Consider the following 18,300-nt stretch of genomic DNA (forward strand, 5'->3'; position numbering starts at 1 on the left):
CTAAGGTTAGGCTTGCCTTCGTACTGAGGCTTTAGATTAGCCTCGCCTAAGCCAGACCGTAAGGAGAGGGGGGCGGGTGCGCCCGGCCGAGCACACCGAACCTGCCACCGAGGCGGGCGGGGACCCGCCGCCGCGGCGCGGCCGGCAGGTCACGCTCGCCGCGGGGCTGCTGGTGGCGCTCGGGCTGTTAGTCCTCGTGGGCCTCGCCGGCGTGGCGCTGGGCGCGCGGGCGATGCCGCTGACGGCCGCCTTCGACGCGTTCCTCGCCCCCGACGGCTCCAGCGACCACACGGTCATCAGGGAGCTCCGGGTGCCGCGCACGCTGCTCGGCATCGGCGTCGGCGCGGCGCTCGGGCTGGCCGGGGCGCTCATGCAGAGCCTGACCCGCAACCCGCTGGCCGACCCGGGCATCCTCGGCATCAACGAGGGCGCCGCGCTGGGGGTCACGCTCGCGCTCGGGCTGTTCGGGCTCACGGACCCGACCGTCTACGTGTGGTTCGCGTTCGCGGGCGCCGCCGGGGCCTCGCTGGTGGTCTACTCGCTCGGCGCGGCGGGCCGCACCGGAGGAGGTCCGGTACGGCTCGCGCTGGCGGGCATCGCGGTGGGCATGGTCTTCACCGCCATGTCGTCGGCCATCCTGCGCATCGACTCCCAGACCTATGACCGGATGCGGTTCTGGCTGACCGGCTCGCTGGCGGGGCAGACGGCCGACACGGCGCTGCGGCTGGCGCCTTTCCTGGTGGCCGGGCTGGCGCTGGGGCTGTGCCTGGGCAGGCCGCTCAACATGCTGTCGCTGGGCGACGACGCGGGCCGCGCCCTGGGCGTGGCGGTCGGCCGCACCCGGGCGCTGACGGCGGTGGCGGTGACGCTGCTGTGCGGGGCGGCGACGGCGGCGGCCGGTCCGCTGTGGTTCATCGGGCTGGCGGTGCCGCACGCGGTGCGCGCCGTCGTGGGCCAGGACCAGCGGTGGGTGCTGCCGTACTCGGCGGTGGTGGCGCCGGTGCTGCTGCTCGGCGCCGACATCGTGGGGCGGCTCATCGCCCGGCCGGGCGAGGTACAGGTCGGCATCATGTGCGCGGCGATCGGCGCGCCGATCTTCATCCTGTTGGCCCGGCGCAGGAGGCTCGCCGCACTATGAACGTCCGCCTGGGCCCCTGGTCGATGCGGCTGGCCCCGCGTTCCCTGGCCGTCACCGCGCTGCTGCTGCTCATCGCGTGCGCGGTGGCGGTGGCGGCGATCTCGACGGGCGAGTTCACCGTGCCGGTGCCGGACATCCTGGCGGCGCTGGCGGGTGAGGGCACGCCGGTCGCCGAGCTGATCGTGAACAAGCTGCGCGCTCCCCGGGTGGCCACCGGGCTGCTGGTGGGGGCCGCGTTCGGGCTGAGCGGCGCCATCTTCCAGAGCCTCACCAGGAACGCGCTCGGCAGCCCCGACTTCATCGGCTTCACCGCCGGCGCCTCGACCGGCGGCATCCTGGCCGTGGTCGCGGGCGGCTCGGCCGCGGTCATCGCCGGCGGCGCGCTGGCCGGATGCGTGATCACCGCCGTGCTGGTCTACGCCCTGTCGTACCGGCGCGGCGTGCAGGGCTACCGGCTCGTCCTGGTCGGCATCGGGGCGAACGCGCTGCTCCTGGCGGCCAACTCCTATCTGCTGACGCGGTCCAACATCTACGACGCCGCCACCGCCGCCGCCTGGCTGACCGGCAGCCTGAGCGGGCGCGGCTGGGACCACGCGATCCCGGTCGCCGTCGCGCTGGCGCTGCTGCTGCCGCTCTGCGCGTACGTGGCCAGGCCGCTGCGCATGATCGAGATGGGCGACGACGCCGCCCGCGCCATGGGCATCAGGGTCGAGCCGGTGCGCGCGGTCGCGATCGTGGCGGGCGTGCTGCTGTGCGGGGTGGCGACGGCCGCCGCCGGGCCGGTGATGTTCGTCGCGCTGGCCTCGCCGCAGCTCGCCCGCCGGCTGACCCGCTCACCCGGCGTCACGCTCGCCTCCTCGGCGCTCATGGGCGCCGTGCTGCTGACCGCCTCCGACCTGATCGCCCAGCGCCTGCTGGCCCCCGTCCAGCTGCCCGTCGGCGTGGTGACGGCCGCCATCGGCGGCGCGTACCTGGCATTCCTGCTGCGAAAGGACCGCTACTGATGACCACCCGCCTGTCAGGAACCGACCTCACCCTCGCCTACGACCAGCGAGTCGTGGCCAGTCAGCTGTCCGTGGCCATCCCCGACCGGTCCTTCACCGTGATCATCGGCCCGAACGCGTGCGGCAAGTCCACCCTGCTGCGCGCCCTGGCCAGGATGCTCAAGCCGAAGCAGGGCGCCGTGCACCTCGACGGCAGCGTGATCACCACGCTGCCGTCGAAGGAGGTCGCGCGGCGGCTCGGGCTGCTGCCGCAGAGCTCGATCGTCCCTGACGGGATCACCGTGGCCGACCTGGTGGCGCGCGGCCGCTACCCGCACCAGCGGCTGATGCGGCAGTGGTCGAAGGCCGACGAGGCGGCCGTGACCGAGGCGATGCGGGCCACGGACGTGACCGGGCTGGCCGACCGGATCGTCGACGAGCTGTCGGGCGGTCAGCGGCAGCGGGTGTGGCTGGCCATGGCGCTGGCCCAGGAGACGCCGATCCTGCTGCTGGACGAGCCGACCACGTTCCTCGACATCTCGCACCAGATCGAGGTGCTCGACCTCTGCGCCGACCTGCACGAGGCGGGCCGGACGATGGTGGCCGTGCTGCACGACCTGAACCAGGCCTGCCGCTACGCCACCCACCTCATCGTCATGCGGGAGGGCAGCGTGCTGGCCGAGGGCGACCCCGCCGAGATCGTCACCCCGGAGCTGGTCGAGCAGGTGTTCGAACTCCGTTGCGAGATCATCCAGGACCCCCAGTCGGGCACCCCGCTGATCGTCCCCGAGTCCCGCCGCCGGGTCACGTCCCCGGCCTGAGGAGCCCCTGCTAGGGCGCGCAGCGGCGGACCGCCAGGACGGCCAGGGCGCGGATCACCTCCAGGAACTCCGGCACCGCCACCTGCTCGCGGGGCGCGTGCGCGAAGCGCACGTCGCCGGGGCCGTAGTGCAGCGTCGGGATCCCGCTGCCCGCGTACAGCCGCAGGTCGCTCCCGTACGGGGCGGCGGCTTCGGTGAGGGTGGCCCCGCCGGTGTCGGCGACCGCCTGCCTCACCTCGCTGAGCAGCGGGTGACCGGCGGGCAGCCGGCCGCTGGCGAACTGGCCGCCTGGCCAGGTCACCGCCGGCGGGTTCGCCCGCAGCCACGGGTGCGCGGCCGACCGCACCGCCTCCTCGAACGCGGCCCGCGCCGCCGCCGGGTCCTCGTCCAGCCGCACGCCCAGCCGGCCCTCGGCGACCAGCAGGTCCGGCACCGTGCTCGCCCAGTCGCCGGCGTGGACGGTGCCGATCTCGATCGGGTACGGCAGCGGGTTGCCGCCGAACACGGCGGGGACGTCCCGGTTCCGCTCGGCCTCCAGCCGCCTGATCGCCTCGAACACCGGCCAGAACACCTCGATGGCGTTGACCCCCTCCAGCCGGGCGGCGCCGTGCGCGGCCCGGCCGGCGATCTCCAGCCGGAACGTGAGCGCGCCCGCGTTGGCGGTGATCACCTGGCCGCTGGTGGGCTCGGTGATCACGGCCGCCTCGGCGGTGTGCCCCCTGGCCAGGGTGCCGAACGCGCCCAGCCCGCCGTCCTCCTCGCTGACGACGCAGTGCACGGCCAGCGGGCGGGTGAGCCTGATCCCGGCCCGCTGGACGGCCCGCACCACGGCCAGGTTGGCCACCAGGCCCGCCTTCATGTCGCAGGCGCCCCTGCCGTGCAGGACGTCACCGCTGATCCGGGCGGCGAACGGGTCGTTCCCCTCCCATCTGGCCAGGTCTCCGACGGGCACCACGTCCACATGCCCCTGCAGCGCCAGCGCGGGGACGCCGTCGCCGCCCACCACCCCGACGACCCCGTACCCCTCGCTCCTCGGCGCCTCGGTGCCGGGGAACCCGTCGCGCTCGCGCAGGTCGTCGAGGTCGAGCTTCCACACGTCCACGTCCATGCCGGCCTCGGTCAGCAGGCCGGCGAAGTGATGCTGCAGCTCCGACTCGGCGTCGGTGCCGGTGACGCTGGGCACGCCGACGGTCTCGGCCAGCAGGTTCACGGCCTCGGAGTCGTCGATGGCGTCCAGCACCCTGAGTTCCACGTCGCGCATGCGCACACCTTCTCATGACGGCTCATGACGGGAATGCCAGGAAATCCCGTGAACTCGTACCGGGAGTTGTGGCGATACTCAGGCGTGAAGATCGTGGCGAGTCTGGTGGCGTGGGGTGTGACGGGCGCGGCGGCGGTGTGGGCGGCGCTGCGGCTGTCGGGGTTCGAGCCGGACTGGCCGTGGGTGCCCGCGGTGGCGGTCACCCCGCACGTCGCGGCGGCCGCGGGGGCCGGGCTGGTGCTGGCGGCGGCGCTCAGGAAGCGGGCGGCGGCCGCGCTGGCCCTGGCCGCCACGGTGGCCCTGGGCTTCGCCGTGGTGCCGAGGAGCCTGGCCGACGGCGGCACGGAGCCGGCCGGGGCGCCGCTGCGGGTGCTGGCGGCCAACCTCATGGTCGGCGTGGCCGACACCGGCGAGCTGATGGCGCTGGTGGCCCGGCTCCGGCCCGACGTGCTGGCGTTGCAGGAGCTGACGCCTGACGCCATGGAGCGGCTGGAGGAAGCCGGGTTGCCCGAGACGTTCCCGTACGCCGTGACCCGGCCCAGGCAGGGAGCCGGCGGCTCGGCCCTGTACGCGCGGCACCCGCTCACCCCCGGCGAGGCGATCGAGCACGGCCGCTTCGGCCAGGTCCGCGCGGTGCTCGCGCACCCGGGCGGGGCGCGGGTGGAGCTGGTCTCCGTGCACCCGTGCGCGCCCAAGAGGTACGGTCGGCAGCCCTGCTGGCGGGCCGGGCTGGAGGCGCTCCCCCGCGCCGGCGGCCCGCTGCGGGTCCTGGCCGGCGACTTCAACGCCACGCTCGACCACCTGCCCATGCGCGAGCTCCTCGCGAGCGGCTACCGGGACGCCGCCGACGTCACCGGCCACGGCCTGCGCACCACCTGGCCGCAGGGCGGCTGGGGCCCGCTCCCGGGAGTCGCCATCGACCACGTCGTGGCGGACTCCCGCATCGGCGTCCGCTCCTTCGCCGTGCACACGCTCAAGGGCACCGACCACCACCCGGTCTCCGCCGTTCTCACCCTTCCCTGAAGTCCGCCGTACGGGCGTGGAGTGATCCTTACCCGGCGGAACGTAAACTTGGCACGTGGAAGAGCCGAAGTTCGAGATTCAGATGCTGCACGATCGGGTGATGATCCGGCTGGAGCGCGACACCGAGGAGCGACGCAGCGGATCGGGCATCGTCATCCCGGCGACGGTGAAGATGGCCAACCGGCTCGCCTGGGGCGAGGTCTGCGGCGTGGGCGCCAACGTGCGCTCGGTCCGGGTCGGCGACAAGGTGCTGCTCAATCCTGAAGACCAGTTCGAGGTGGAGCTGCACGCGCAGACCTATCTCGTGATGCGCGAGCGCGACCTGCACGCGGTGGCCACGCAGGAGACCGACCACGGCACGGGTCTCTATCTCTGAGGCCCCCGCCTCAGGAGAGGACGAACTGCCTGGCCACCTGGATGACGTCCACGCCGAACGTGAGCAGGCTGAGGTAGATGATCAGGCCCATGGCGCAGAGCGTCACGAACGCCACGATGATCCGCACGGTCCAGCCCCGCCGCTTGTACCACTCGGTCCAGGCGTGCAGCATCCGCTTGCCGAACTCCAGCAGCCGGTGCGCCCAGTGAAACTCGGTCGCCAGCACCGCCAGGCCGCCGAACACGACCAGCCAGCCGGGCCCGGGGAACGGCACCATGATCAGGCCGCCGACCACCATGACGGTGCCGATCACGCCGATCACGACCTTGAGGGTGAGCGCGCCGGTGCGCGTGGCCCTGACGCCGTCGAGCCAGCCCTTGGGCCCGCGACGGCGAGGAATGCTGGAGTGACGCGCGGCCTCGTCCTTCATGAGGTCGGCGTCCCCCGTCTCGGATTTCTGCGTCGGCACGGTCCCCCCGGACAGTCGGTGTGGTCACCAGGATACGGGTAGGCCCACAGGCACGAGTGGCCAAATGTGGACTACACCCGGAACGTCCGTCAAACCCGCTGAACGGTAAAATCTGGCGCTAAACCAGGATATATCGGGCTTTTCTCAGCTACTGTAGAGCATGCCCGAGGTTATGCTTCGCACTGTTACCGGCCCCGTCCGCGCGGCCGCGGTGACCGGTGCCGTACTCCCCCACGAACACCTCCGCGCCGACATGCGCTGGGCAGTGGGCATCGACTCCGATCCGTACCGCTGGCTGGACGAGGAGCAGGCCGTCATCGCCGAGCTCCGCGCGCTGCGCACCGGCGACGACCCGCTCGGCCTGGTCGTGGAGCTCACCTCCATCGGCATGGGCCGCGACGCGGCCGCCCTGGCCAGGATCGCCGCCGGCAGCCGCGTGCCGGTGGTCGCCGCCACGGGCCTTTCCACCGGGCCGTTCTCCGGCGCCGCCGACGCCGACGCCGACACGCTCACCGGCCTGCTGATGGCCGACATCCTCGACGGGATGGACGACAGCGGCGTGTTCCCCGGCGTGATCGGCGAGGTCGGCTGCTGGGGCGCGCACCCCACCCCGGCCGAGGAGCGCGCCCTGCGGGCCGCCGCCCGCGCCGCGCTCTCCTCCAGGCTGTCGGTGGCCACCTACGGCCAGGACGGCCTGGCCATGCTGGAACTGCTGATGATCGAGGGCCTGCCCGCCTCCCGGGTGTCCGTGGGCTGCTCGGGCGCCGACCCGGCCGCGGCCCGCAAGATCGCCGAGTCCGGCGCGTACGTGAGCCTGGGCTCGATCGGCGTGGGCGCCGAGCGGGCCGCGGCCGTCGCCCTGGACCTCATCCGCGAGGGCCACGCCGGCCGGCTGCTGCTCAGCAGCGGCGTGAGCCGGGTCGCGCAGCTCGGCAAGTACGGCGGCCCCGGCTACGGGCACCTGTCCGCCGCGGTGCTGCCCAGGCTGCGCGAGGCCGGCGTCGAGGCGGAGACGCTGAGCGCGATCACCCACGACAACCCGCTGCGCTGGCTGACGGACGGGTTGACCTCAAGCTGAGTCGAGGTCTCATGCTGACGTCATGAGACTCACCGAATCCGAGCTGGCTTTCCTGTCCACCCAGCGGCTGGGCCGCCTGGCCACGGTCGCGCCCGGCGGCCAGGTGCAGAACAACCCCGTCGGCTTCTTCGTCGACGCCGAGGCCGGCACGATCGACATCGGCGGCCTCGACCTGGCCGCCACCAAGAAGTTCCGCAACGTACGGGCCGGCAGCACGGTCTCGCTGGTGGTGGACGAGCTGGCCTCGGTCAGCCCGTGGATCGTGCGCGGGGTGGAGATCCGCGGCACCGCCGAGGCGCTCACCGGCGTGCGCCCGCCCAGGCCCGGCATGTCCGACGCGGTCATCCGCGTCAAGCCGGCGAAGGTCATCTCCTGGGGCCTGCCAGACTGAGACCGTGATCTGGGTCGTCAGCGGCCCGCCGGGGGCGGGCAAGTCCACGGTGGCCGCCGCGCTGCTCGCCCGCCTGTCGCCGGTGCCCGCCCTGCTCGACAAGGACACGATGTACGGGGGCCTCGTCGCCGAGGTGCTGGCCGGCTACGGCAGGCCTCATGGGGAACGCGAGGGTTCCTGGTACGACGAGCACGTCAAAAGGCACGAGTACGCCGGCATGACCGCGACCGCCCGGCGGATCCGCGAGCACGGCTGCCCGGTCATGCTCGACGGTCCTTTCACCGGCCAGGTGCACGACGCGGCGCGCTGGCGACGCTGGGTGGCGGAGCTGGGCGGCCCGCCGGTGCGGCTGGTGTGGGTGCGCTCCGACGCCTCGACGCTGCGCGAGCGCCTGGAGGCCAGGGGCCTGCCCAGGGACGCGGGCAAGCTGGCGGCGTTCGACGCGTACCTGACGCGGATCAGGGTGGACGAGCCGCCCGCGGTGCCGCACCTGGAGATCGACAACCGGCGCGGCGCGCCCCCGCTGGGGGCGCAGCTCACCGCGGCGGGTATATCGCCGCGAGCACCCCGGGCAGGCGGGCCACCCACCGGGTGAACCGCCCCTCCTCGAACGCGGCGCCCGGCTCGTTGGCGAGCTGCTGCGACAGCAGGCCGGCGATCAGGCTGGAGCCCAGGGCCTGCCCCTCCTCGCCCGCGGCGTCCGGATGCAGTTCGCCGCGCTCGATGGCGGCCGACGTCAGCGCGGTGAAGTGGTCGTGGACGGCCAGGGCCGGGGCGTACGCCCGCTCCGAGGGCTCGAAGCCGGGCACCGGCCGCCAGAACAGCAGCTGGGCCAGCGCCTGGTTGGCCATCACCCACCGCGCGCCGGCCTCCAGCGAGGCGGCCATCGCGGCCAGGCCCGGCTCCGCGCCCGCGGCGCCCCGCAGCACCGCCTCCAGGTAGGCCCGCTGGCCGCGTTCGAAGAGCGCGTCGTAGACGGCGTGCCGGGACGGGAAGTACTTGTACAGCGACGGCGGCCGGATGCCGAGCCGCCTGGCCACGGCCGACAGGCTCAGCCCGGCCACGCCGTCCTCGGCCATCACCTCCAGGGCGATGGCCAGGATCTCCTCCAGCGTCTCCGCCCGCCGGCGGGCCCTCCGATCGGGAATGTCAGCCATGGCATGTAGCTTAGGCTATAGGTAATAGCTAAAGCTATGGAGGAGAGCCATGTCCCGCGAGATCGTACTCACCGGTCTCCGGCAGAACAACCTGCGCGACGTCTCCCTGCGGCTGCCCAAGGAGCGGCTCATCGTGTTCACCGGCGTGTCCGGCTCCGGCAAGTCGTCGGTGGTGTTCGAGACCATCGCGGCCGAGTCGCAGCGCCAGCTCAACGAGACCTACAGCGCGTTCGTCAGGAACCGGCTGCCCAAGCACGAGCGCCCGCGCGCCGGACGGCTGGAGGGGCTGACCGCCGCGGTGGTCGTCGACCAGCGGCCGGTGGGCGGCAACGCCCGCTCCACGGTCGGCACGATGACCGAGATCCACCCCATGCTGCGGGTGCTGTTCTCGCGGCGCGGCGAGCCCTCGGCGGGCCCGGCGACGGCCTACTCGTTCAACGACCCGGCGGGCATGTGCCCGGAGTGCGCCGGCTTGGGGCGGAAGACGGAGGTCGACGTCGGCCGGCTGGTCGACTTCGACCTGTCGCTGGCCCAGGGAGCGCTGCGGCCGTACGCGGTCGGCGGCTACGTGTGGAGCCTCTACGCGAAGTCGGGGCTGTTCGACCCGGCCAAGCCGCTGCGCGACTACACCGAGCGGGAGCTCGGCCTGCTGCTGCACGGGAGCGGGTTCAAGGTGGAGCGCGACGGCCGCGCCCACGACTACGAGGGCGTGATCACCCGGTTCGACCGCGTCCACCTCCACCGCGACGTGGAGTCGCTCGACCAGGCGGCGCGGGAGGTGGTGCGCGAGCGCGCCTGCCCCGCGTGCGGCGGCCGGCGGCTCAACCCGGCGGCGCTGGCCTCCCGCATCGACGGCCGCAACCTGGCCGACCACTGCGCGATGGAGATCACCGACCTGATCGGCGTGCTGGCGGAGACGGCCGACCCGGTCGCCCGCGCGGCGGTGGAGGCGTTGCGCCGCGTCGAGGCCATCGGGCTCGGCTACCTCAGCCTCGACCGGGAGACGCCGACCCTGTCGGGCGGCGAGGCCCAGCGCCTCAAGACCGTGCGCCACCTGGGCAGCGGCCTCACCGGTCTCACGTACGTCTTCGACGAGCCCAGCGCCGGCCTGCATCCGCGCGACGTGCACCTGCTCGGCGGGCTGCTGCTGCAGTTGCGCGACAAGGGCAACACGGTGCTCGTGGTCGAGCACGACCGCGACGTGATCGCGCTCGCCGACCGGGTGGTCGACCTGGGGCCGGGCGCGGGCGCCGACGGCGGGCGGGTGGTCTACCAGGGGCCGGTGGCCGGGCTCGGCGACACGCCGACCGGCCGCGCGCTGCGGCGGGCGCGCGGGCTCAAGGAGCGGGTACGCGAACCGTCCGGGTGGCTGACGATCGGCGGCGCCCGGACCCACAACCTGGCCGACGTGACGGTCCGGGTGCCGCTGGGCGTGCTGACGGCGGTGACCGGCGTGGCCGGGTCGGGCAAGAGCACGCTGATGACCCGCGAGCTGCCCGCCCGCCACCCCGGCACGGTGCTGGTCGACCAGTCGGCCGTGCACGCCTCGCCCCGTTCGACGCTCGCCACCTACCTGGGGGCGATGGACCGGCTGCGCAAGCTGTTCGCGGCCGCGCACGGGGTGCCGGCCAAGCTGTTCAGCGCCAACTCGGCGGGCGCCTGCCCGGAGTGCGGCGGGCGCGGCGAGATCAGGACCGACCTGGCGTTCATGGACCCGGTGACCCGCGTCTGCGACGCCTGCGGCGGCACCCGCTACAACCGCGAGGCCCTGTCGTACCGCCTGGCCGGGCGCGACATCGCCGGCGTGCTGGCGCTGACCGCAGGCGAGGCCGTGCGCGACTACGACCTGCCGGGCCTCGACCGGCTGGGCGAGCTGGGGCTGGGCCATCTGACCCTGGGGCGTTCGCTGGCCACGCTGTCGGGCGGCGAGCGGCAGCGGCTCAAGCTGGCGCACCGGCTGCACGAGACCGGTCACGTGTACGTGTTCGACGAGCCGACCAGGGGCCTGCACCCGGCCGACGTCGACCGGCTGCTGGCGCTGCTCGACCGGCTCGTCGACGGCGGCAACGCGGTGATCGTGGTGGAGCACGACCTCGACGTGGTCAAGCACGCCGACTGGGTGATCGACCTGGGGCCGGAGGCGGGACGGCACGGCGGGCGGGTGGTGTTCGAGGGCACCCCGGCGGCGCTGGCCGAAGCCTCCACCCATACCGCGAAATATCTGGCTAAGTCTCTCGATAGTCCTCGTCCCGCGCGTCGATGATCGCCATGTGCCCCGGCAGGTGCCCGATCGCGAACTCCACGCCGCTGGCCATCACCGCCGCCTGCGGCGTCACCCCGCACGCCCAGAACAGCGGCGTCTCCCCCTCCCGCACCTCCACCGGGTCGCCGAAGTCGGGCCTGCCCAGGTCGCCGATGCCGATCACGGCCGGGTCGCCGGTGTGGACCGGCGCGCCGTGCACCATCGGGTAGCGCCCGCTGACCTCGATCGCGGTGGCCACCAGCGCCTCCGGCACCGGCCGCATCGACACCACGAGCGGCCCGGCCAGCGGCCCCGACGGCTCGCACGGCACGTTCGTCCGGTACATCGGCACGTTCACGCCCTGCTCCAGGTGCCGGATCGGCACGCCCGCGGCCAGCAGCGCCCGCTCGAAGGTGAAGCTGCAGCCGAACAGGAACGGCACCAGGTCCGCCCGCCACTCCGCCACCACCTCACCGGTGTCGGCGACGGCGCGTCCGTCCTGGTAGACGCGGTAGCCGGGCAGGTCGGTGCGCAGGTCGCCGGGGAACAGGCGGGTGCGCACCGCGCCGGGCTCGCCCACGTCGAGCAGCGGGCAGGCCCGCGCGTTGCGGTGCGCGAACAGCAGCAGGTCGTAGGCCAGCTCCTGGGGCACGGCGATCAGATTGGCCTGGGTCCAGCCCCTGCACCAGCCGGCCGTCGGCGTGCGCTCCCCGCCGCGGAAGCGCTCGCGCGCCTGCGCGGGGGTCAGGTCTGCGACGTCCACTCCTCGAGCGTACGCCCGAGTCGCCGGATCAGCGCCAGACGCCGAAGGTGTGCGGCCCGAGCCCGTACCCGTCGGGGGTCGGCAGCACGTACCCCTGGCCGATCAGCCGCTCCAGGCTCTCCCGCACCTCCTCGCCGGGCAGGCCGGTGATGTGCACCAGCTCGTCCATACCGACCCAGCCGTGCTCGACGGCCGGGCCCGCGACGGCCTCGTAGACGTGGATGTCGACGTCGGACAGCGCCTGCACGTCGTGTCGCGGATCCATCAGCGTGCCCTCGCTCCCTCGCGCAGCCGGTTCGGGTCGATCTCGCGCTCCGGATAGCGGCGCAGATATTCGGACTCCATCTCGTTCGTCCGTGAGGTGTGACGGGCGAGCGCGTCGTCGGAGCCGTGCAGGAAGGTGTCGGTGCGGGTGGTGTGCAGTTGCCGCAGCTCGCGCAGCAGGTCCTCGTCGCTCAGCTGGGCCGGGTCGATTCCCATCGTCGTCATGGGCTCCCTCTACCCCAGATGGCGCTCGACAATATCTGTCACATTTCCTGACACATAGGCATTGTTTGGGAGATTAGACCGCCTTACCTTCCCGTTATGGACCTCGAGCTCAGGCACCTCAAGATCGTCCGCGCCGTCGCGGACGCCGGAAGTGTCAGCAAGGCCGCTTCCATGCTCGGGTTGGCCCAGCCCGCCCTCACCGCCCAGCTCAAGCGCATCGAGCGGATGCTCGGCGGCGCGCTCTTCGAGCGCGACCGTCACGGCGCCCGCCCCACCCGGCTGGGCGAGCTGGTGCTCGCCCGCGCCCGGGTACTCCTGCCCGCCGCCAAGGAGCTGCAGGAGGAGGCCGTACGGTTCGCGCACGCCCCCACCTCCGGCTACCGGATAGGCGCCACCAACGGCCCGATACTCGGCGGCCTGGTGCACCGCCTGGCCGCGGAACGCCAGGTAACCACCTACACCAGCTGGTCAGCCCACGAGCTGACCACCATGGTCGAGCTGGGCCGGCTCGACTACGTGCTGACCGGGGCGTGCGGCGACAACGGCACCCCGGCGGGCACCCTGGCCTGGGAGACGATCAGCCTCGACCCGGTCTTCACCCTGCTCTCCGTGGACCACCCGCTGGCCGTGGAGAAGGAGGTGGAGCTCGCCGACCTGGCGGACGAGCAGTGGGCGGTCACGCCGGGGGACGGCTGCTTCAACGACTGCTTCGCGATGGCGTGCGCGCGGGCCGGGTTCACGCCGGGCACCATCTACGAGACCGACGTGGCCACCTGCGTGCACCTGGCGCAGGTGGGCCGCGCGGTGGTGCTCTGCCAGGCCACCCACCAGCCCGCCCCCGGCATGGTGGTGGTGCCGCTGAAGAACGCGCCGCTGCGCTGGCGTCAGCTCCTCGGCCGCCACCCGGCCGCGCCGGACGCCGCATGGGTGCTCCTCCAGGCCAAGCAGACACACCGGGAAGCGGTACGGCGCAGCCGCGCCTACCACGACTGGCTGGGCCGCAACCCCGGGTTCGGCACCGCGCCATAACACCGTGATAGGGCCGAACTGGTACTCCTCGGTTTCCGGCCGCCCGCGTACGTTGACGGCACCCCCCAGCCACAGCGAGGAGACACCCCATGCTGCGGACCCCAGCGCTGATCGCCATCTCGATCGGCGCCTTAGTCATGACGGCCACCCCCGCCGTCGCCACCCCCACCACCACGACCACCACCACGACCACCGCCACGACCACCGCCACGGCCGAGCCCCCCAAGGGCGTGATCGACGCCATCGAGCGCGACCTCGGCATCAGCGAGAGGCAGGCCGTCGCCCGGATGGCCAACGAGGCCCGCGGCAACCAGGCCGCGCCCGCCCTGGCCAAGCAGCTCGGCGACCGCTACGCCGGCGCCTGGTTCGAAGGGCCGGAGAGCAAGCTGGTCGCGGCCAGCGTCAAGCAGTCGGACGCCGCCGCGATCAAGAGCTCCGGCGCCGAGGCCCGCATCGTGACCCGCACGCTGGCCCAGCTCACCGCCGTCAAGGACGGCCTGGACAAGGCCGCGCCGCCCGACACCGTGCACAGCTGGTCGGTCTCACCCGCCGACAACGCGGTCGTCGTGCAGGCCGCCGACCAGGACGCGGCCCTGGCCTGGGCGAAGAGCGCCGGCGTCGACACCGGCGCGGTCAAGTTCGCCGACTCGGCGGACCGGCCGAAGCTCCTGTACGACATCCGCGGCGGCGACGCGTACTACATCTCGTCCTCGCGCTGCTCCGTCGGGTTCGCCGCCCGGCGCGGCACCCAGGTCGGCTTCACCACCGCCGGCCACTGCGGCTCCAACGGCCAGTCCACGACCGGCTACAACCGCGTGGCGCAGGGCACCTTCCAGATCTCGTCGTTCCCCGGCAACGACTACGCCTGGGTCGCGACGAACGCCGACTGGACCGCCCCCGGCGTGGTCAACGGCTACTCGGCCGGCATCCTGCCGGTGCGCGGCGCGTCCGTCACCCAGCCCGGCGGCTCCGTGTGCCGCTCCGGCTCCACCACCCAGTGGCACTGCGGCACCGTACAGGCGCTCAACAGCACCGTGAACTACCCGCAGGGCACCGTCTCCGGACTCACCCGCACCTCCGTCTGCGCCGAGCCCGGCGACTCCGGCGGCGCGTTCATCTCCGGCGACCAGGCCCAGGGCATGACCTCCGGCGGCTCCGGCAACTGCAGCATCGGCGGCACCACGTACTTCCAGCCCATCGGCGAGATCATCTCCGTCGGCGGCCTGACCCTGGTGACCAGCGACGGCGGCGGCGACCCCGACCCGCCCACCGGCTGCCAGGGCTACCAGTCGACCCACACCGGCTCGCTGTCGTCCGGCCAGAACGCCTACCAGCCGAACGGCTCCTACTACCAGACGACGACGTCGGGCACCCACGCCGCCTGCCTGGACGCCCCTGACGGCACCGACTTCGACCTCTACCTCCAGAGGTGGAACGGTTTCTCCTGGAGCACCGTGGCCCAGGGCATCACGCCAGGCGCCGACGAGACCGTCACCTACAACGGCAGCGCCGGCTACTACCGCTACCGCGTGCACGCCTACAGCGGCTCCGGCTCGTACACCCTCGGCTTCAACCGGCCGTAACGTACTCCCACCCGGGACGCCACTGGAACGGGCCCTCAACCAGCTCCTCCAGCGGCGTCCCGCCGAACAGCACCCGCAGGGCCCACCGGTCGGCCGCATCCGCGCCAACGGTGCGGCCCTGCCCTGTTGCCGCCCGCCGATCTCCGCGGTCCGTACGGCGCGGCGCAGGTCCGAGGCGTGGACCACGTCCACGTCCTTCCGCCGTCCCCCAGCTCACGCGCCTGTTCCCGGCCGGCGGCGGACAGCTCGCCGGCTCCATCGCGGTGGCGTGGGTCTCGTAGATCAGCTTCACCGGCAAGCGCGCCACCCCGTCCGCTCTCGGAAGAATGATCGTCCTAGTCTCCCCCGAGAGGGCTCGGCGTGGAATGATGTGCGAGGCATCAGGCGGGACTGGGGGCGCTCACGATGCTTTAACCTTGTCGATGCGCACAACTCAATCCAGGGGCGGTAGCTCAGCCGGTCAGAGCATCGGACTCATAATCCGTGGGTCGTGGGTTCAAGTCCCACCCGCCCTACTCATCAATACCGCGTTTGACCTGGGGTTTCTCGGTTTTCGCCGGCCTCGAATCGCACTGTTGATCATGATTGGTTGCTCGGTGGTTGCTCTTGTGTACGGACCGGGCACGACGGTAGATCATTTGCACCGTCACCGTCAGTACAGACCCCGGCGACGACCATCAGAAGATCAAGCCGGAAGGCATGAACGGCGTCGCTGGTCAGTGGTGACCCGTTGGCCGGTCAAGCCGTGTCCAAGTGGGCTCGTCTCTCCGACCAGGCCGTTCCCGTCCAGCAGATAAAAGATCCGCTGCTTCTCGCGGCGAGCCGCTCGGCCTGTGCACCGCGCAGGTTCAGGATCGACCGGCCTTGCCTCAGCCGTGCGGCCAGCCACCGAGGGCATGAGTCAGGCCCGCCGAAGGGTCGGCGGGCCTGCTTGGGCTCAGTGGTTCAGGTGGTGGTGTCTCAGGTGTGGGTCGGCAGGGTGATCAGGCGGGCGGTCTGGGCGCCTGCGGCGGCGGTGTTGACCAGGGCGGCGGTGGATTCGGCGGCGGCACGGGCCACCTCGGGGTAGACGCTGGTGTAGGTGTCGCGGGTGAAGGTGGAGGAGACGTGACCGAGCGTCTCCTGCACAACCTTCAGATCGACCCCGGCGGCAAGCATGAGCGAGGCGGCGCCGTGTCGGAGATCGTGAAGCCGCACCGGCGGGAGCCCCACCTGGAAGGCCAGCTGGTAGAAGTGATCGCTGACCTGCTGGGGATGCAGCGGCCTGCCGAGCTCGTCGGTGAAGACGAACCCGCTGTCGGTCCAGGCCTCGCCCGCGGCCAGCCGCTCAGCGGCCTGGCGCTTGCGGTGCGCGCGTAGCGCGGTGACGGTGTCCTCGTCCAGGGCGATGATGCGGTCGCTGGCCTCCGTCTTCGGCCTGCCCTGTACCGGTTGCCAGCCCAGCTGGGTGATCTGCCAATGCACCCCAGCCGTACCGGCGTTCAGGTCGACATCCTTCCAGCGCAGCCCGACCGCCTCCCCTCGACGCAACCCGCGCAGAGCGATCAGCCGATACAGCGCGGACAGCCGGTGAGTGGCCGCCTGGGCGAGGAAGGTGTAGGTGTGCGAAGGCGTCCAGACCATCACCGGCGATGGCCGCGGCACGGACGCGTACACATTGATCATGCTGGCGCGGCTCGGCCGAGCCCCGCGCTGCCGCTCCTCCACTGCGAGCCGCTGCTGCAGGTCCCGGCTCCAGTCGGCCACCCGCTCATCGGTCCACACCAGCGCCTTCGGACGCTCAGCATCGGGGAGCTCGACCACCGCGGCCGGGTTGAAGTCGATCAGCCGGTCCTGCTTGATCGCGATATTCAGCGCGTGCCGCAAGGTGGCGCGGATGCGATGCATGGTGGCGGGGCCGACCGGCCGCCGGTACCGGACCGATGCCACCCGGGCCGGGTCGCCGCTGCCCCGTTCGGCGGCGATGACGTCGTTGAACTCCTCGATCGCATCGAACATCCCCGCCACATCCGACACCCGCAGCCGGTCCAGCCGGATGTCACCCAGGTAGGGAACGAAGTAGAGGCGGATGTGCGCCTCATACGAGCGGCGCGTGGTGGCGTCGATCTTCCGCTTGCGCCGCAGGAACTCCTGCATCCACTCGGCCACCGTGACGGTGGGGTTGAGGTCCTGGCGGGTACGCACCTTGCGCCGTACCTCCTCCAGCGGCGGCAACGCCTTGGTGCCTTTGAGCATGGACAGCATCAGCTCGGCGATCTTCCGCTGGATATGCGGGTCGTCATCCAGCGCCAGCAGCGCGCGGGCGTGCTCCAGCTCGGCCTCAACCTCCTCCAAGGTGGCGAAGCCGCGCCGCCGCAGGGGGTTGCGCCGCCGCCCGTCGGCGTGCGCTGGAAGCTCCAACTGGTAAGCCCACCGGCCGTGGGTGCTGCTCCACCGCTCGCCTCCCCCCGGGCGGCGCAGCTTCGGGCAGGCCTTGCCCAGTTTCTTGCCGGTCGCCTCGTCCCGGCAGGAACACGTCCTGAAGGTGGTTCCGTTCATCGTCGCTGTCGCGCCCTTTCCTCTTGTTCGTGGACCTCGCGTCGCCGGTTCGCTCGACGTCGCTTTCCTGCGGCGGCCCTCGTCCCCGGCCCCACCGAGCGCCGTCAGGGCAGTAGGACCGGTGCACAACGCCACCGACGGCACCGGTGGCATCGCGTACCCGGCCCATCACCGCGCCGCTCGCCGTCAGGCGGCCCGAAGTGGCAATTGCCGTGCCCCGGGCCGGAGGGCGGTCGGGATCGGCCCGCACAGGCCCGTCAGGGGCGCTGCAGCGGGGACGCTCCGAAGCCACCGGCCGGTCCGGGGCGGTCGGTATCGACGCCCACCTCCACCACCGATGTCAAGCGATATCCGCTGGTCCGCATCGCCCGGCGCACGATCCGGCCGAGAGAAGGCATCCGGCTGCGTGCCTCGGCCAGAGAACGTCGGCCTCGCGCAAAGGCCCCGCGCTGATCGCATGGCGACGGCCTCAGCCGGCATGGAACGCACAGCATCGAGATTCGGCGAAGTGGCTGGACTGTACGGTCACCATCGGATCCGCCAATCCGACAGGCGAACTCATCCCTGTCACTTATTGAAATACCGGCCAGGAAGGCCGAGTTAGGACACTGCGATAGATCAGTCTTTAGTCAAGCCCGGCGTGGGACTCGACACCGCGCCGCCCGAGCAACCAACAGCGGCACACGACCTCGAAACACGGACATTCACGAAAAGATCGCCGTCAGTACTCTATGAAGGAAAGTCCTGATTCGACGTATTTGCGCTGACGCTATTGCCCCCTGCGCGACATTACAGAGCACGCTCTGCCACGCGGAAACGAAGCTCCGGACTTTTAATCCGTAGGTTCCGGGTTCGAGCCTCGAGCCCGCGTTCCGCAGATGTGTAGCGAGAAAAACACATGAATCAGGGGTGTGAGCTGCGGAAACGCTTGCGGGCACGCTGATGCGGCGTGTCACTAG

At 72.1% G+C, this 18,300-nt stretch carries 18 protein-coding genes and 1 tRNA gene; 12 read left to right on the forward strand and 7 right to left on the reverse strand.

The features are described 5' to 3' along the window. Positions 1 to 76: 76 nt before the first annotated feature. From ACIBF7_RS14270 to ACIBF7_RS14280, 3 genes are read left to right on the forward strand one after another with little or no spacing between them, the layout of a single operon-like run. Positions 77 to 1,138 carry an iron chelate uptake ABC transporter family permease subunit gene (locus ACIBF7_RS14270; protein ID WP_364226788.1) on the forward strand — a complete coding sequence of 354 codons (1,062 nt, stop codon included), beginning with the start codon at positions 77 to 79 and terminating at the stop codon, positions 1,136 to 1,138. Further along, positions 1,135 to 2,142 carry an iron chelate uptake ABC transporter family permease subunit gene (locus tag ACIBF7_RS14275; RefSeq protein WP_148032931.1) on the forward strand — a complete coding sequence of 336 codons (1,008 nt, stop codon included), beginning with the start codon at positions 1,135 to 1,137 and terminating at the stop codon, positions 2,140 to 2,142. The genes ACIBF7_RS14270 and ACIBF7_RS14275 overlap by 4 nt, the downstream gene beginning before the upstream one ends. Continuing rightward, the gene (locus ACIBF7_RS14280) at positions 2,142 to 2,942 is read left to right on the forward strand and encodes an ABC transporter ATP-binding protein (RefSeq protein ID WP_219544766.1); all 801 of its coding nucleotides are present in this window, start codon (positions 2,142 to 2,144) and stop codon (positions 2,940 to 2,942) included. Before ACIBF7_RS14275 ends, ACIBF7_RS14280 begins: the two co-directional genes overlap by 1 nt. 10 nt (positions 2,943 to 2,952) lie before the next feature. Here the strand turns inward: ACIBF7_RS14280 and ACIBF7_RS14285 are convergent, their stop codons facing one another. Then, complete coding sequence (locus ACIBF7_RS14285) at positions 2,953 to 4,203, reverse strand: ArgE/DapE family deacylase (RefSeq protein WP_397197245.1); 1,251 nt, start codon at positions 4,201 to 4,203, stop codon at positions 2,953 to 2,955. Between the two features lie 84 nt (positions 4,204 to 4,287). On the opposite strand from ACIBF7_RS14285, the gene ACIBF7_RS14290 reads away from it, so the two are divergent. Both ACIBF7_RS14290 and ACIBF7_RS14295 read left to right on the forward strand, forming a co-directional pair. Continuing rightward, positions 4,288 to 5,226, forward strand: a complete 939-nt coding sequence (locus tag ACIBF7_RS14290) for an endonuclease/exonuclease/phosphatase family protein (protein WP_397197246.1) — start codon at positions 4,288 to 4,290, stop codon at positions 5,224 to 5,226. Between the two features lie 55 nt (positions 5,227 to 5,281). Next, entirely contained in the window at positions 5,282 to 5,602 is a 321-nt protein-coding gene (locus tag ACIBF7_RS14295; RefSeq protein WP_148032935.1) for a co-chaperone GroES, read from the forward strand. Positions 5,603 to 5,612: 10 nt separating this feature from the next. Here ACIBF7_RS14295 and ACIBF7_RS14300 read toward each other — a convergent pair whose 3' ends face one another. Next, the gene (locus ACIBF7_RS14300; RefSeq protein ID WP_271276364.1) at positions 5,613 to 6,071 is read right to left on the reverse strand and encodes a TIGR02611 family protein; all 459 of its coding nucleotides are present in this window, start codon (positions 6,069 to 6,071) and stop codon (positions 5,613 to 5,615) included. A 172-nt stretch (positions 6,072 to 6,243) separates the two neighbouring features. Between ACIBF7_RS14300 and ACIBF7_RS14305 the strand changes: the two genes are divergently transcribed. The 3 genes from ACIBF7_RS14305 to ACIBF7_RS14315 are packed head-to-tail and all read left to right on the forward strand — an operon-like array spanning position 6,244 to position 8,135. Next, the gene (locus tag ACIBF7_RS14305; RefSeq protein WP_364226779.1) at positions 6,244 to 7,149 is read left to right on the forward strand and encodes an aryldialkylphosphatase; all 906 of its coding nucleotides are present in this window, start codon (positions 6,244 to 6,246) and stop codon (positions 7,147 to 7,149) included. A 22-nt stretch (positions 7,150 to 7,171) separates the two neighbouring features. Continuing rightward, positions 7,172 to 7,540 (forward strand): PPOX class F420-dependent oxidoreductase, encoded by a 369-nt coding sequence (locus ACIBF7_RS14310; protein WP_219544771.1) that lies wholly within the window; start codon positions 7,172 to 7,174, stop codon positions 7,538 to 7,540. Positions 7,541 to 7,544: 4 nt separating this feature from the next. Next, entirely contained in the window at positions 7,545 to 8,135 is a 591-nt protein-coding gene (locus ACIBF7_RS14315) for an ATP-binding protein (protein ID WP_364226775.1), read from the forward strand. Here ACIBF7_RS14315 and ACIBF7_RS14320 read toward each other — a convergent pair. Continuing rightward, positions 8,077 to 8,697 (reverse strand): TetR/AcrR family transcriptional regulator, encoded by a 621-nt coding sequence (locus tag ACIBF7_RS14320; protein ID WP_364226772.1) that lies wholly within the window; start codon positions 8,695 to 8,697, stop codon positions 8,077 to 8,079. The two genes, ACIBF7_RS14315 and ACIBF7_RS14320, sit on opposite strands and share 59 nt — an antisense overlap. A 49-nt stretch (positions 8,698 to 8,746) precedes the next feature. On the opposite strand from ACIBF7_RS14320, the gene ACIBF7_RS14325 reads away from it, so the two are divergent. Beyond that, complete coding sequence (locus tag ACIBF7_RS14325; RefSeq protein ID WP_397197247.1) at positions 8,747 to 10,960, forward strand: ATP-binding cassette domain-containing protein; 2,214 nt, start codon at positions 8,747 to 8,749, stop codon at positions 10,958 to 10,960. On the opposite strand, the gene ACIBF7_RS14330 is transcribed toward ACIBF7_RS14325, so the two are convergent. From ACIBF7_RS14330 to ACIBF7_RS14340, 3 genes are read right to left on the reverse strand one after another with little or no spacing between them, the layout of a single operon-like run. After that, complete coding sequence (locus ACIBF7_RS14330; protein WP_271276369.1) at positions 10,923 to 11,702, reverse strand: putative hydro-lyase; 780 nt, start codon at positions 11,700 to 11,702, stop codon at positions 10,923 to 10,925. The genes ACIBF7_RS14325 and ACIBF7_RS14330 overlap by 38 nt on opposite strands. Positions 11,703 to 11,730: 28 nt before the next feature. After that, positions 11,731 to 11,967 carry a hypothetical protein gene (locus ACIBF7_RS14335; RefSeq protein WP_148032942.1) on the reverse strand — a complete coding sequence of 79 codons (237 nt, stop codon included), beginning with the start codon at positions 11,965 to 11,967 and terminating at the stop codon, positions 11,731 to 11,733. Next, a complete protein-coding gene (locus tag ACIBF7_RS14340; protein WP_148032943.1) occupies positions 11,967 to 12,191 on the reverse strand; it encodes a DUF6158 family protein in 225 nt (74 codons plus the stop codon). Before ACIBF7_RS14340 ends, ACIBF7_RS14335 begins: the two co-directional genes overlap by 1 nt. Positions 12,192 to 12,287: 96 nt before the next feature. Here ACIBF7_RS14340 and ACIBF7_RS14345 point away from each other — a divergent pair, with 96 nt between their 5' ends. From ACIBF7_RS14345 to ACIBF7_RS14355, 3 genes are all read left to right on the forward strand, one after another. Then, a complete protein-coding gene (locus tag ACIBF7_RS14345; RefSeq protein WP_148032944.1) occupies positions 12,288 to 13,220 on the forward strand; it encodes a LysR family transcriptional regulator in 933 nt (310 codons plus the stop codon). An 89-nt stretch (positions 13,221 to 13,309) separates the two neighbouring features. Further along, positions 13,310 to 14,803, forward strand: coding sequence for a S1 family peptidase (locus ACIBF7_RS14350; protein WP_397197248.1), 1,494 nt, complete (start codon positions 13,310 to 13,312; stop codon positions 14,801 to 14,803). A gap of 441 nt (positions 14,804 to 15,244) precedes the next feature. Beyond that, positions 15,245 to 15,318, forward strand: a tRNA-Ile gene (locus ACIBF7_RS14355). Positions 15,319 to 15,763: 445 nt separating this feature from the next. Here ACIBF7_RS14355 and xerC read toward each other — a convergent pair. Then, the gene (xerC, locus tag ACIBF7_RS14360; protein ID WP_397197249.1) at positions 15,764 to 17,341 is read right to left on the reverse strand and encodes a tyrosine recombinase XerC; all 1,578 of its coding nucleotides are present in this window, start codon (positions 17,339 to 17,341) and stop codon (positions 15,764 to 15,766) included. Positions 17,342 to 18,300: the final 959 nt, after the last annotated feature.

It is taken from the genome of Nonomuraea sp. NPDC050478 (assembly GCF_044458265.1).
Lineage (GTDB): Bacteria > Actinomycetota > Actinomycetes > Streptosporangiales > Streptosporangiaceae > Nonomuraea > Nonomuraea ferruginea.

Coding starts and splice junctions, on each gene's coding strand:
- ACIBF7_RS14275 (WP_148032931.1), top strand. CDS start 1,135: ATGAACGTCCGCCTGGGCCCCTGGTCGATGCGGCTGGCCCCGCGTTCC.
- ACIBF7_RS14280 (WP_219544766.1), top strand. CDS start 2,142: ATGACCACCCGCCTGTCAGGAACCGACCTCACCCTCGCCTACGACCAG.
- ACIBF7_RS14285 (WP_397197245.1), bottom strand. CDS start 4,203: ATGCGCGACGTGGAACTCAGGGTGCTGGACGCCATCGACGACTCCGAG.
- ACIBF7_RS14305 (WP_364226779.1), top strand. CDS start 6,244: ATGCTTCGCACTGTTACCGGCCCCGTCCGCGCGGCCGCGGTGACCGGT.
- ACIBF7_RS14310 (WP_219544771.1), top strand. CDS start 7,172: ATGAGACTCACCGAATCCGAGCTGGCTTTCCTGTCCACCCAGCGGCTG.
- ACIBF7_RS14320 (WP_364226772.1), bottom strand. CDS start 8,697: ATGGCTGACATTCCCGATCGGAGGGCCCGCCGGCGGGCGGAGACGCTG.
- ACIBF7_RS14325 (WP_397197247.1), top strand. CDS start 8,747: ATGTCCCGCGAGATCGTACTCACCGGTCTCCGGCAGAACAACCTGCGC.
- ACIBF7_RS14335 (WP_148032942.1), bottom strand. CDS start 11,967: ATGGATCCGCGACACGACGTGCAGGCGCTGTCCGACGTCGACATCCAC.
- ACIBF7_RS14340 (WP_148032943.1), bottom strand. CDS start 12,191: ATGACGACGATGGGAATCGACCCGGCCCAGCTGAGCGACGAGGACCTG.
- ACIBF7_RS14345 (WP_148032944.1), top strand. CDS start 12,288: ATGGACCTCGAGCTCAGGCACCTCAAGATCGTCCGCGCCGTCGCGGAC.
- ACIBF7_RS14350 (WP_397197248.1), top strand. CDS start 13,310: ATGCTGCGGACCCCAGCGCTGATCGCCATCTCGATCGGCGCCTTAGTC.
- xerC (WP_397197249.1), bottom strand. CDS start 17,341: ATGAACGGAACCACCTTCAGGACGTGTTCCTGCCGGGACGAGGCGACC.